The 13,151-nt window shown below is 47.1% G+C and carries 13 protein-coding genes; 3 read left to right on the top strand and 10 right to left on the bottom strand.

What is annotated here, in order from left to right:
- Window positions 1-11: 11 nt before the first annotated feature.
- Window positions 12-866: a 3-keto-disaccharide hydrolase gene (locus ACPYIV_RS18770; protein WP_293732689.1), complete on the top strand. Its 855-nt coding sequence runs from the start codon at window positions 12-14 to the stop codon at window positions 864-866.
- 89 nt (window positions 867-955) lie between these two features.
- Here the strand turns inward: ACPYIV_RS18770 and ACPYIV_RS18765 are convergent, their stop codons facing one another.
- The 8 genes from ACPYIV_RS18765 to ACPYIV_RS18730 all read right to left on the bottom strand — a co-directional run bounded on the left by ACPYIV_RS18765 (window position 956) and on the right by ACPYIV_RS18730 (window position 8,747).
- Window positions 956-2,095, bottom strand: coding sequence for a hypothetical protein (locus tag ACPYIV_RS18765; RefSeq protein ID WP_425884569.1), 1,140 nt, complete (start codon window positions 2,093-2,095; stop codon window positions 956-958).
- The gene (locus ACPYIV_RS18760; protein ID WP_293732687.1) at window positions 2,092-2,655 is read right to left on the bottom strand and encodes a hypothetical protein; all 564 of its coding nucleotides are present in this window, start codon (window positions 2,653-2,655) and stop codon (window positions 2,092-2,094) included. The genes ACPYIV_RS18765 and ACPYIV_RS18760 overlap by 4 nt, the downstream gene beginning before the upstream one ends.
- A gap of 4 nt (window positions 2,656-2,659) precedes the next feature.
- On the bottom strand, window positions 2,660-3,196 hold the full coding sequence (locus ACPYIV_RS18755; RefSeq protein ID WP_370648539.1) for an RNA polymerase sigma factor: 537 nt from the start codon (window positions 3,194-3,196) through the stop codon (window positions 2,660-2,662).
- Window positions 3,197-3,373: 177 nt separating this feature from the next.
- The gene (locus ACPYIV_RS18750) at window positions 3,374-4,099 is read right to left on the bottom strand and encodes a NigD-like protein (protein ID WP_293732685.1); all 726 of its coding nucleotides are present in this window, start codon (window positions 4,097-4,099) and stop codon (window positions 3,374-3,376) included.
- Window positions 4,100-4,190: 91 nt separating this feature from the next.
- Entirely contained in the window at window positions 4,191-5,324 is a 1,134-nt protein-coding gene (lpxB, locus tag ACPYIV_RS18745; protein WP_425884566.1) for a lipid-A-disaccharide synthase, read from the bottom strand.
- Between the two features lie 68 nt (window positions 5,325-5,392).
- Window positions 5,393-6,169: a 5'/3'-nucleotidase SurE gene (gene surE, locus ACPYIV_RS18740; RefSeq protein ID WP_293739295.1), complete on the bottom strand. Its 777-nt coding sequence runs from the start codon at window positions 6,167-6,169 to the stop codon at window positions 5,393-5,395.
- Between the two features lie 290 nt (window positions 6,170-6,459).
- The gene (locus ACPYIV_RS18735; RefSeq protein ID WP_005634267.1) at window positions 6,460-7,191 is read right to left on the bottom strand and encodes a response regulator transcription factor; all 732 of its coding nucleotides are present in this window, start codon (window positions 7,189-7,191) and stop codon (window positions 6,460-6,462) included.
- A 2-nt stretch (window positions 7,192-7,193) separates the two neighbouring features.
- A complete protein-coding gene (locus ACPYIV_RS18730; protein ID WP_293732682.1) occupies window positions 7,194-8,747 on the bottom strand; it encodes a sensor histidine kinase in 1,554 nt (517 codons plus the stop codon).
- A 314-nt stretch (window positions 8,748-9,061) separates the two neighbouring features.
- Between ACPYIV_RS18730 and ACPYIV_RS18725 the strand changes: the two genes are divergently transcribed.
- Window positions 9,062-9,886, top strand: a complete 825-nt coding sequence (locus ACPYIV_RS18725) for a 1-acyl-sn-glycerol-3-phosphate acyltransferase (RefSeq protein WP_293732681.1) — start codon at window positions 9,062-9,064, stop codon at window positions 9,884-9,886.
- A 14-nt stretch (window positions 9,887-9,900) separates the two neighbouring features.
- Window positions 9,901-10,872, top strand: a complete 972-nt coding sequence (locus ACPYIV_RS18720; RefSeq protein ID WP_293732680.1) for a GNAT family N-acetyltransferase — start codon at window positions 9,901-9,903, stop codon at window positions 10,870-10,872.
- Between the two features lie 89 nt (window positions 10,873-10,961).
- Here ACPYIV_RS18720 and ACPYIV_RS18715 read toward each other — a convergent pair whose 3' ends face one another.
- On the bottom strand, window positions 10,962-11,546 hold the full coding sequence (locus ACPYIV_RS18715; protein ID WP_293739297.1) for a DUF3109 family protein: 585 nt from the start codon (window positions 11,544-11,546) through the stop codon (window positions 10,962-10,964).
- A 74-nt stretch (window positions 11,547-11,620) separates the two neighbouring features.
- Entirely contained in the window at window positions 11,621-13,138 is a 1,518-nt protein-coding gene (gene gpmI, locus ACPYIV_RS18710) for a 2,3-bisphosphoglycerate-independent phosphoglycerate mutase (protein ID WP_293739298.1), read from the bottom strand.
- Window positions 13,139-13,151: the final 13 nt, after the last annotated feature.

Below are 13,151 nucleotides of genomic sequence, written 5' to 3'. Positions count from 1 at the left end.
CAAATAAATAAATGAAAAAGTCAGTATTATTAGCAAGTGCTGCTATTATGATGTGTTATTTCGCATCTTGTAGTGGTGGTAAGAAAACAGAAGAAGCTGCTGCTCCTGCAGAAGAAGCCAATACGGAAGCTGCCGTTCCTGAATACAAACTCATGAACGACCTGCCAATGGTAGATTTGTCTAAATTCCCGAAAGATGCAGATGGCAAGATCACGCTGTTCGACGGAAAGACATTGAACGGTTGGCGTGGATACAACCGTGCTGATGTTCCGGCTCGTTGGACTGTCAACGATGGCGCTATCCATATGTCTGGTTCAGGTGCTGGCGAAGCCGGTGCTAAGGATGGTGGCGACTTGGTATTTGCACACAAGTTCAAAAACTTCGAATTGGAATGGGAATGGAAAGTGGCTAAAGGTTCTAACTCGGGCGTGTTCATCATGATCCAGGAAGTAGAAGGACAGCCTTCTTACATCTCGGCTCCTGAATACCAGATCTTGGACAACGTGAACCATCCGGATGCCAAGTTGGGTAAAGACGGCAACCGCCAGTCTGCTTCCCTGTATGACATGATCCCGGCTAAGCCGCAGAACTCTAAACCGTTCGGCCAGTGGAACAAGTCTAAGATCATGTGCTACAAAGGTACGATTGTTCACTATCAGAACGACGAACCGGTTGTTGAATATCATTTGTGGACACAGCAGTGGAAGGAATTGCTGGACAACAGCAAATTCAGCAAAGACAAATGGCCGTTGGCTTACGAACTGTTGCTGAACTGCGGTGGTGAAAACAAAGAAGGTTTGATCGGCTTGCAAGATCACGGTGACGATGTTTGGTATCGTAACATCACGATTAAAGAACTTGACTAAGCAGTCCTCCCTTTTATTCAAATAGGAAAGCCCCGGTATCGTTTTGGATGCCGGGGCTTCTTTCATTTGTCCGATACAGACGGTGGGGTTTATTTTGCCATCACCTTGATATTGCTATAACTGTTTCCTTCGAAATTGATGCGGCCGTTCTTACCGTTGTTGACGTCGAGGGTGTAGTTATTTTTGTTTCTTTGATCGTCGCGGCTATCGAAACCGGTCGAGTTGTCGTCCTGGTTACGACGCAGGATATTGAACCCGCCTTGAATCTTGCAATTGCCATATTTCATATTGTTGGCAACGAGACGGAAGGAGGCGTTCACATCGATATAGATATTCAGGTTGCCATAGCGGGCATCCACATTGATCTTGTCAAAGTTGCTGGCAAGGTCTTTGATGGTAAGCGTGCTGTAGCTTAGCTCGTCAACGTTGATACCCTGTTTCAGCTCGTCTATCTTGCAATTCCCGTATTTCAGTTCCATATAGCCGTTGTCCAGCTTATCGATCTGGATGTCGCCATATTTGGCTTCGACATTCATCTTCCAGACATTCCCGATATTGAGGTTGGAGTATTTGCTGTCGATATTCAGCTGTGAGCCGTTGCGGATAGTGGATTTGCCGCAATAGGCCAGGTCTAAGGTCGCATTGTCGGCATCGGCGATATCCATATTGCCATATTGCACGTCTATGCTGAGGGGGCCTGTGAAATTCCCGCCATTGAGATTGCCGTATTTGACATGCAGGTCGCACTTCCCCTTATTGTTTTCCGGCATGATGATATTGCCATACTTCTGTGTCAGGTCGCACGTCAATTCAGACGGCATATTGACATAATAGTTGATGGTGAAGGATTCGTTAGAGCCACCATTCCCGTTTTGCGACCTCAGGCTGGTAACGGCCGAAACCGTATTGCCCATCTTTTCCATCCGTATGTTGACACGGTCGATGATAGCCTGCGCCTTTTCGTCATTACGGGCTTTTGCCTCGATCACGACACGGATGGAGACTTCGCTTTTGCCCCAGTGCGTAACCGTAATGTTCCCGTAACGGTTGTCCACTTGCAGGATGTCGTTTTTACCGACATTGAAACTTTTGTTGATTTCCTTTTTCTTGATGCTTTCCTGTTTGCTGCCCCAACCGGGTACACTACAAAACAAAACCAAGAGCATAAGCAGGCAAGGTCTTAATATGGACTGCTTGCCGGTCACTGAATGTTGATGAGTTGCTTTCATTTGCTTGTCTGTTTTATTACCTTATTATTTGTTGTTTTCATATTCTCCATCTGTTTCAACATGATGTTGAGACTTTCCAAGCTGGTGCTGTAATGCAAGTTCATGGCATAGAGGCCGGCATTGGAGCAGGGCAGAGTGGGAAGGACTGTCTCTTCGAACATATAATTGTCCGTCAGTACCCGCTTGGTCTCCCCCAACAGGTCTTTCGCTCCGGGAATCCGCTGCTGTTTGTATATCGCCTGCATCTGCGAGATGATATCGTTCATCTGCATATTGTAGAAAAGGCGGAGCTCTTCTATCTCCTCCTTCATCTTGCATTTATGCTGTCCGGCAACGGCCTGCCCGGGCTGTGTATGTATCGGTGTGCCACCCGGCAGTTCGAAAAGGAACAGCAAGGCGATGCAAGCTGCCGCAACAAAAGCGCAAAGGCTATACAGCATAGCCCGGCTTTTGCGCGGAGCAGCCAGCTTCTGCTCGAAGCGTTCGAAGTGGCCTACAGGCAGCAGGTCGTCTTCAAATGCTTCCCGGTTCGTGTCTATGAAATTTTTCAGTTTATCCATTTTCTTAATTAGCTGCTATTATATCCAACAATTTGCGCTTTGCCCTGAGATACTGGCTACGCACGCTCGGCGGCCGGATCTTCAGGATGGAGGCAATTTCTTCCATATCATATCCATCAAAGAGGTAGAGCGAGAGGATCACGCGATAGCCGGTCGGCAGTTTCTTGCAGGCTTCCTTCACCTGGGCGACCGAATAGCTGATTTCCTCCTCGTCCGGCCCGTCGTCGTCGGGCTCGGTATAGTTATCGGAGAGTTCTTCCCAGTCGGGTGTCTGCCGGCGCACGTAATCAATGGCTGTATGGACGGCTATACGGTGCATCCATGCTTCGAAACATTGTCCATCCTGATATTGGTCCAGGCGGGTGAATATTTTCAGGAAAGAATCCTGCATCGCCTCCTCCGCCTCTGAGGCGTTACCGACAATACGCAGGCAGGCGACATACAGCCGTTGTGCGAATTGCTTGTAAAGGGCGAGCTGCGCAGTCCGTTTACCACGTCGACACCCCTCGATCAGATGTGCATTTGTTTCTTCCATTTTCATATATATAAACGAAGGGGACCGGAGAAACGTTGCATCTTTCCGATAAAAAAGAAAGGATTGTTCGTTAATAAACCGGCATTCAGTTCATAAACAATTGCATATAAAAAAGAAAGGCATCATCCCGATGCCTTTCTCCTTGAACTAAATGATAAAAATAAAAGTTATGTGGGAAGGTTATTAGTCTTCTGTATCTTTTGATTTGTAATCCAACTCGACAGTGTTGTACTCGTTTGTAGCAAAAGATTTATATTTGATCTTCAACTTAACGGTCTTGCCTTCCGTGCTCGGCAACTTATCCAGTTTGAAGGAAACCAGGCCAGCTGAAGGCCTGATAGACGAGTCGATATCGCCATAAGCATTATGACGGAATTCCAATTCATACGGGTCGGCACTGTTTGTCTGTACCAGGTTTATGAAATGCTTGACATTTTCGTTATACCCTCTTTGGATATAGAAATCGAACGTGATATATCCGTCCTCTATCCACACACCATTCTTAGACCAAATGCTACCACCATTCAAAGCCAGCATATCAGTTCCGTAGTAAGAGTCGTTTTCCGCTCCCAAGTCAGGGGCAATCTGTTTTGTCAAAAGGGTGTCCATTCTCAACAATTGAACAGACTGGTCATAACCTTCGATCTTCTTCTCGTCGTTCTTATATATAACGAACGCGCGAATTTCTTTCAAATTCTCCGGCGTATATGAGTTTGTCGGGAACAGCGTCGTACTGTCGTCGAGCTGCATATAGTAGGAATTATCACTCAATGGCTTTATCGTCACAATTGCCTGATCGCTATCTCTCCAAAACTCACTATAAGCATCGTCATCATCCAAACAAGAATAAAAAGCAGTAGAACCTAACATGATTCCGATTAATAGCATAAAACTTTTCAACGTCTTCATAACATGTATCACTAAATTGTTTAATTTTTCTTTCTATAAAGGAAGATGTTAGACAATCGTGAAATGCTGCAAAGACTGTTTATAAAAGATGTTAATGCTTCAGTGATTGGTAGATAAGCTCCGCTGTACGGCGGGAAGCTCCGGGCTTTCCGAGCAGGCGGATAATCTCGTCGTAGCCGTCGAGCATACGTTTACGATAGAGAGGATCATTCAGGATGCGCCCCAACTCGTCGTGTATCTGGCCGTATGAGAACCGGGTTCCGAACAGCTCCTGCACCACTTCGCGTCCGGCTATCAGGTTAACAAGCGAAATGTATTTCGTATGGAAGAAATGGCGGAAAATAAAACTTGCCAGCCGGCCGGCCGCCACATAATAGCAGACAACTTGCGGGACACGGAAAAGCGATGTCTCGAGCGTAGCCGTCCCCGATGTGACGAGTGCCGCATCGCTATGGCTAAGGAGAGGATAGGTTTTGCCGAATACGATCTTGACATCCGCATTGCCGATATATTGCCTGTAATATTCCGGTTCCAGCCCGGGAGCACCGGCAATCACAGGTTGGTGGTCCGGATAGGCGGCTGCCACTTTCAGCATGGTCGGAAGGTTGTCTTTGATCTCCTGGCGACGGCTACCTGCCAACAGTGCCAGTACGGGGCGTTCGTCCAACTGTTCATCCTCGCGGAAAGTGTCCGGTTCGACCGCCTGTTTTTCAGTATAGTTGGCAACCGAATCGACCGAAGGGTTGCCCACATAGTCCACCGGATAGTCGAGGTTACGGAAAAACTCCACTTCGAAAGGCAGGATGCAGAACATCCGGTCTACATAGCTGCGGAAATCCTTGATACGATACTGCTTCCAGGCCCATATCTTCGGAGAGATATAATAGTAGACGGGCAACCCCAACTGTGTCTTTACATATTTGGCTATCTTCAGGTTGAACCCCGGATAATCGATCAGAATCACCACATCGGGCTTATACTGCCGTATTTCCTCCTGGCAGGCTTTCATATTGTTTAGGATCGTGCCGAGATTGAGCAATACGGGGATAAAGCCCATAAAAGCCATCTCCCTGTAATGCTTCACCAACGTCCCCCCGACAGCCTGCATAAGATCGCCCCCCAGGAAACGGAAGTCCGCTTCCGCATCCTGCTCCTTCAGTGCTGCCATCAGGTTGGAGGCATGCAGATCACCGGAGGCTTCGCCAGCTATTAAAAAATATTTCATATTTTTTCAGTTGAAAGTTGAAAGTTGAGAGTTGAAAGTTGGAAACAGCAACACATAATTTTCCATTTTCAATTTTCAATTTTCCATTGACTTTTTAGCTTTGCTAAAAAGTCATAGTCCGTCACATCTATCTTGCAAGGGACAAGCGAGGCATAACCACTGTCGAGCGCCAGGGTGTCGTTGTCGGCATGGATCGGCTTGGCATTCTCGAACGAGCCGGCGAGCCAGAACACAGGTTCGCCCGTTGCGTTCTCCGACCGTTTGAATTCATTGGTCCAGCGTCCGTCCGCCTGCCGGCAGACCTTCATTCCTTTGACGTTCGGAATATTGGGGACGTTCAGGTTCAGATAAGTGCCGTGCGGCAACCCTTCTTTTATGATCCGTCGGGCAAGCATACGTCCCAGGCGACAGCTTTCGGTAAAGTCTGCATCCGCATGGTGGTCCAACAACGACACGCCCATCGAAGGGATGCCGAACACGCATCCTTCGGCAGCCGCCCCCATCGTACCGGAATACTGGATGCAGATGGCATGGTTGCCGCCGTGATTGATCCCCGAAGCCAACAGGCTGGGCTTGCGGTCCAGCACTTCGTTAATAGCCAGTTTCACGCAATCGACCGGGGTCCCGGTACAGCTATAAACCGTCAGTCCTTTTTCTTTCTTCACCAATGTATATTTAATAGGTACGAGCGAAGTGATTGCGCTTGCCATTCCCGAACGGGGTCCGTCGGGGGCAAAAACCACAATATCCCCGAGATCCCTAAGGCACTCGGTGAGCTCTTTTATCCCTTTGGCTTCAACACCATCATCATTTGTAATCAGAATAAGCGGTCTATCGTTCATCATATCTTTATTTAATTGCACACAAATATAAGCAATTTCTCAGAGTTTCCCGTGTGTCCCAATAGTTTCCCTTGCATGAAACAAAAGTTTCACAGGCAGGGAACAAAAGTTTCATCGGCAGGAAACTAAAGTTTCACAGGCAGGAAACACGAAGAGACCAACGAGTGATACGGACTTCCGTCACCATCCCCTAAAACAGAAAGCGCAGACTAACGCAGACTTATCCTTTATTGATGATAATATCTCTGCGTTACTCTGCGCTCGTCCGCGTAGTTCGCGTCCGGTAAATCTGATTAAAGAACCTGGATGCCTTCTTCGCGGGCAGCTTCTTCACCTGAAGGAGTGATCAGCTTGTAGCCCTTACCGTGGATGTTGATGATTTCGATTCCCGGATCATCTTTCAACAGTTTACGAAGTTTCGTGATATACACGTCCATGCTACGGGCATTGAAGTAGTTATCGTCTACCCAGATTGTCTTCAGTGCATAATTACGTTCCAGAATTTCATTTGCATGTGCGCAAAGGAGACTCAGAAGTTCGCATTCCTTAGTTGTCAGCTTCGTAACCTTGTCGCCGATAGCCAGTGTTTGTTTCTGGGTATCGAACAAGAAGTTGCCTAACTTGTAGAAAGGAATATCTTTCATCTTCTTGCCTTTCACGCGGCGAAGGATCGCTTCGATACGGAGCAAAAGCTCTTCCATGCTGAAAGGTTTGGTCAGATAATCATCTGCACCGATTTTGAAACCTTCCAGGATATCTTCCTTCATAGTCTTGGCCGTAAGGAAGATAACAGGGATATCAGGGTTGATAGAACGAATTTCCTGCGCCAGTGTGAAACCGTCTTTTTTCGGCATCATCACGTCCAATACGCAAAGGTCATATTTGCCTTTGGTGAAACCTTTGTAACCGGCTTCTCCATCGGAGAAGAGGTCAGTCACATAACCTTTTGCCTGCAAGTATTCTCTTAATAGCATACCCAGGTTCTCGTCGTCTTCGCAAAAGAAGATTTTTAGTTTTTCTTCCATAACTAACTTTTTATAAGAGGTAAAGTAATAATAAATTTTGTTCCTACATTTCCGGTTCCCACTTCGGCACGGATCGTACCTTTATGGTCCTCTACTATTTTACGGACGTAAGCAAGTCCGAGACCGAACCCTTTCACGTCGTGTACGTTTCCTGTCGGTACGCGGAAGAAGCGGTCGAATACTTTCTTGAGGTATTCTTTCTTGATCCCGATACCATTGTCCTCGATCGATATCAACAACTTGCCGTTCTCGTTCCAGGTGCGGCACATCAGCGTCAGCGGTACTTCGAGGCGGCGATACTTCACTGCGTTATCCAGCAGGTTGAACAATACGTTGGTGATGTGCATCTCATCCACGTAAATGTCCGAATCTTCCGCTTGCAAATCGATATCGATCGTGCCGTCGTACTTCTCAACCTTCAGGGCGAATGTATTGGCGACACTTGCCAGCAAATCGTTCGCATCCACCTCCTTCAGCTTGAGGGCCGCTTTCTGACGTTCAAACAGCGACATTTGCAGCACCTTTTCCACCAAGAAACCCAATCGTTTCGTCTCGTCGTTGATCACCCCCGAGATATGCTTGAACACGTCGGGGCTCTTTGTGATATCCGAATCCTTCAGCATCTGTGCGGCGAGCGAGATGGTCGAAACCGGTGTCTTCAGTTCGTGCGTCATATTGTTGATAAAATCATTCTTCATTTCCGAAAGTCTCTTCTGACGGAATACGATATAAATGGTAAAGATAAACGTCACCAAAAGTATCAGCGAGAAGATGATCGACGGTACAATAAATGTTACAGAACTTGAAATATAATCACCCTTCGTCGGGAAGTACACTTTCAGGTAATTCTGTTTCGAAGGAGGATCGTTGGGAAATAATACCTGTTGAATCACGTCTGATACAGGAGGAATATCCCCGTTCTGGTACACTATATTTCCGTCTTTGTTAATAACAGAAAAGACGAACGGCAGGTTCAATCCGTTGTTAATAAATTCTGATTTTAAGTAATTATTCAGCTTTTTAAAATCTACCCTCTCTTCGATCGGCTTCAGGCTTGCTGTATGCAAAATATTCAAGATCACTTCGTTAAACAATCCGCTCTGGTACTGATAGCGGCGTTTCAACGTTTGTTGCAAATCTTTTGACGTACTGACAATGCTTTTAGGCGATTTATTGCTGCCTAATGAAGAGAGTGGCTCGAACTTCCGTGTCTGGATGTCGCTATGGAATTCGATATGTTCTATCGTGCCGTCGGCATTGGTAAACTGCATCTTGTATTTTTTCTCGGTGATGATTCCGCCGCCGAGGTTGTTCTGTCCGTTCTGGTAAAGATAATTGTTGGCTTCGTCGCGGCTGAGATCTTCCTCCAGATAACGGGCCGTTTCGTCGAGCTCCAGGTTTTTCGAGACTTGGTGCATCGATCTTTTGACAGTTTCATTGAACTGCTCGCTACTTTTTTTGAGTATGATGCTTACATATTTTACCTGCAAAAAGAGTAAACCGGCAAAGGCAAAAGCCATCACCACCGCAAGCAACCAAATCGTAGACTTCCTCATATCAATAAATCTCTCGTTTTAATGTCACAAATAACGCGCCTTTTAATTTAATATTTACACAAAAAAGGTAAAAACAGAAAGCCTTAAATGTTAAAAATGCATTACCCAAAGGTAGGAATCACCTTTCTATCTATTTTGGAATTAACACCTTACACCACTTCGCAGGCGTATCATCAGGGCCTACACGTTCCGTACTAACTAATAACAACAGAAATGCAACGTGAATTGTTGTAGACGACACTTAAAAACTTTTCCCGAAAGCATTGACTTTTAATTATTAACTCTATCTTTGCTTCCTGTAAGAGTTATGCAAAATGACACAAGAAGGTATTACACAGATAGACATCAAACAGGTATTACAGCAAAAGGCGCCTTCGGCAGCCCGGAAGATTCCCGGCTTTGTAGTCCGCTATCTGATCCGTACTGTTCATCAGGATGAGCTGAACGACATCCTCCGCCGGTATCACGATAAAGACGGGGTGGCGTTCATGCAGGAGTTGATCGGATATTTTGACTTGAACCTGGAATTGGTAAATGAAGAGAATATCCCTGCCGAAGGGCGGTATATATTCGCATCCAACCATCCGCTGGGCGGACTGGACGGGATTTGCCTGTCGGCCGTTATCGGCGGTCGTTTCGACGGGAAGATCCGCTATTTGGTGAACGACCTGCTGCTCTACTTGTCCAATCTGCGATCCATCTTCGTCCCCATCAACAAACACGGGGCGCAGGGGAAAAAGAACGCCGCACTGATCGAAGAGGCCTATGCTTCGGACAACCAGATCATCACATTCCCTGCCGGCCTATGTTCACGCAAGCAAAACGGAAAGATACAGGACACCGAATGGAAAAAGTCGTTTATCCAGAAGGCCGTGGAATACCGGCGTGACATCGTACCGGTCTTTTTCGAAGGGCGCAACTCCAACTTTTTCTACCGTCTCGCCAACCTGCGCAAAGCATTGGGCATAAAGATGAATTACGAAATGATTTATCTGCCCGACGAGATGTTCAAAAGCAAACACAAGACATTCCGTATCCATTTCGGGAAACCGATTCCCTGGCAGACCTTCACGGGCAGCCGCAAACCGGCCGAGTGGGCCGAATGGACGAAGGAAGTCGTTTATAATCTAAAGAAATAATAGACTTTTATTATATGCAAGACATTATCAAACCGATCGACCGTGCTCTCCTGAAAGCAGAACTGACTGGGGACAAGAAGCTACGGAGAACCAACAAATCCAACAATGAAATATACATTGTCACAGCCCACGACTCTCCTAATGTGATGCAGGAGATCGGGCGACTCCGTGAGATCGCCTTCCGGTTTTACGGTGGCGGGACCGGCTTTCCGGTCGATATCGACGAATACGACACTATGGAAGGCGCTTACCGCCAGCTTATCGTATGGAGCCCAGAAGACGAACAGATTTTGGGCGGTTACCGCTTCCTCTGCGGCTCGGACGTTAAATTCGATAAAGCCGGCAAACCTATTTTGGCGACTTCCCATCTGTTTAATTTCTCCGATACATTCAATAAAGAATATCTGCCATACACGGTCGAGTTGGGCCGTTCGTTCGTGACACTGGAATACCAGTCGACGCGTTGTGGCAGCGCAAAGGGGCTGTTCGTGCTGGATAACCTCTGGGACGGCTTAGGGGCTCTTTCCGTGGTGGACCCCAGCTTGCAGTATTACTTCGGGAAGGTGACGATGTACAACACCTACAACTCCGAAGCGCGCAACATGATCCTGTATTTCCTGAACATGCACTTCCCCGATCCGGAGAAGCTGATCACACCGGTCTATCCTTTGGAGACAGGCACGGATCTGGAAAAGATGCAGGAGCTTTTCAAGTATGACAACTTCAAGGATAATTATAAGGTGTTGAACCAGGAGGTCCGTAAGTTCGGCATCAATGTGCCGCCGCTTGTCAATGCTTATATGAGCCTCTCCCCCAAGATGCGCGTATTCGGTACAGCTATCAACCATGAGTTTGGAGAGGTGGAAGAAACCGGCATCCTGATCGCCATCGACGAGATCCTGGAAGACAAGAAAAAGCGCCATATCGAAACCTATCTGAACGAGGAAGGCAAATCGGCCGACCTGATACGCAAAACAGATATTTAAAAAAGCAAAAGCCTATACCCTTTCGATCAAAAGGATATAGGCTTTTGCCTCAAAGGGTATAGGCTTTTCCGGGAAGAGCTATACCTTTTTTATTCTTCTTTCTTCTGTTTCTCCCACTCTCCGGCAATCTCTTCAAGCGCGTCGTACCATTCCTTTCCGAAACGGCGGATCAGCGGTTCTTTCAGGAACTTATAGACCGGGAGTTTTTCTTTCTTACCCAATATCTCGGCAGCTTTGCAGATATTCCAACGATTGTAATTAACCGCTTCGAACGTATCGTATTTTTCCACACGGATCGGGTAAAGATGACAGGAAACCGGCTTATAGAAAGAGAGCTTGCCTTCGCGATAAGCCTTCTCCACCGCACACTTGCAAGTACCATCCGCATCGTAACAGGTAAAAACACAGTCCTTGCCGTTTACGATAGAGGTCACCAAGTCGCCCTCCTCATCAATATAGGCAACGCCTTGTTTCTTAATGATCTCCCGGGCTTTCGGCGCCAGATCGTCCCAGATAACCGGAAGGGCTTTTTCCAGTTCGCCCACCTCTTCCTCCAACAAAGGAGCGCCGGAATCACCTTCCACGCAGCAAACACCTTTGCAATGCGACAGATCGCATAAAAACTGACGTTCGAGGACGTCGAGGCTGACCAAAGTATTGTCTATTTGAATCACGATGAAAGAATTTATGATTTCTGATTTATGATTTATGATTTATGCATCGACAATAAATCATAAATCATAAATCTTTAGTTTTTAATCAAGTCACGTCCTGTCATATCAGCCGGCTGCGCCATGCCCAAGATGTGCAGGATAGACGGAGCGACATCGGCCAGGACACCGTTTTCGACTTTTGCATTCTTGTTTTCGGTTACATATACAAAAGGGACAGGGTTCAGGGAATGTGCCGTGTTGGGAGTGCCGTCTTCGTTGAGCGCATGATCGGCATTACCGTGGTCGGCGATGATGATGATTTCATAGCCGTTAGCTTTGGCAGCTTCGACCGTGTCTTTCACGCAGTTGTCGATAGCAGTAACCGCTTTTTCGATAGCACCGTAGATACCGGTGTGGCCTACCATGTCGCCATTGGCATAGTTCACAACGATGAAATCGAACTTCTGCGAACCGATAGCCTCAACCAATTTGTCCTTTACTTCGTAAGCGCTCATTTCCGGCTTCAGGTCGTAAGTAGCTACTTTCGGACTCGGAACTAAGATGCGTTCTTCTGCTTCGTACGGAGTTTCGCGACCGCCGTTGAAGAAGAAGGTCACGTGAGCATACTTTTCCGTTTCGGCGATATGGAGTTGTGTCTTACCTTTTTCAGCCAGGTATTCTCCCAGTGTGTTCCGGACGTTTTCTTTGTCGAACAGGATGTGGACGCCTTTGAAAGAAGCGTCGTACGGAGTCATGCAATAATACTGCAGGCCCGGGATCGTGTGCATACCCTGTTCCGGCATATCCTGCTGAGTCAGCACGACAGTCAATTCTTTTGCACGGTCGTTACGGTAGTTGAAGAAGATCACGACATCGCCTTCTTTGATCGTACCGTCTACGGTAGCGTTGTTGATCGGCTTGATAAACTCGTCGGTTACACCTTCGTCGTAAGATTCCTGCATAGCCTGCACCATGTCGGTAGCCTGTTTTCCCTTGCCCTCAACCAGCAGGTCGTAGGCTTCTTTTACGCGTTCCCAACGTTTGTCGCGGTCCATTGCATAGAAACGGCCGACGATGGAAGCGATCTTACCGGCCGACTGTTCACAATGGGCCGTCAGTTGTTCGATAAATCCTTTACCGCTCTTCGGGTCCGTGTCGCGACCGTCCATGAAGCAGTGGATGAAAGTATTGTCTATACCGTATTCCTTAGAGATATCGCAGAGTTTGAACAAGTGGTCGAAGGAACTGTGTACGCCACCGTTGGAGGTCAACCCCATGAAATGGATGTTTTTGCCATGTTCTTTGGCGTAAGAGAAAGCAGAAACGATTTCAGGGTTCTTCATGATGCTGTTGTCGGCACAAGCACGATTGATCTTCACCAAATCCTGGTAAACGATACGTCCGGCCCCGATATTGAGGTGACCGACTTCAGAGTTACCCATTTGTCCGTCAGGCAACCCTACGTTTTCGCCGCTTGCCTGTAACTGTGAATGAGGATAAGTGGCCAGCAGGCTGTCCCAGTAAGGAGTGGGAGTATTAAAGATTACATCGTCTTTACCTTGATCGCCGATACCCCAGCCGTCAAGAATCATTAAAAGGGCTTTCTTGCTCATGATTGCTTAATTT

The sequence above is a fragment of the Parabacteroides vesiculifaciens genome (assembly GCF_049860805.1).
Taxonomy (GTDB): domain Bacteria; phylum Bacteroidota; class Bacteroidia; order Bacteroidales; family Tannerellaceae; genus Parabacteroides.
This window is presented reverse-complemented; position numbering and strand designations above follow the sequence as displayed.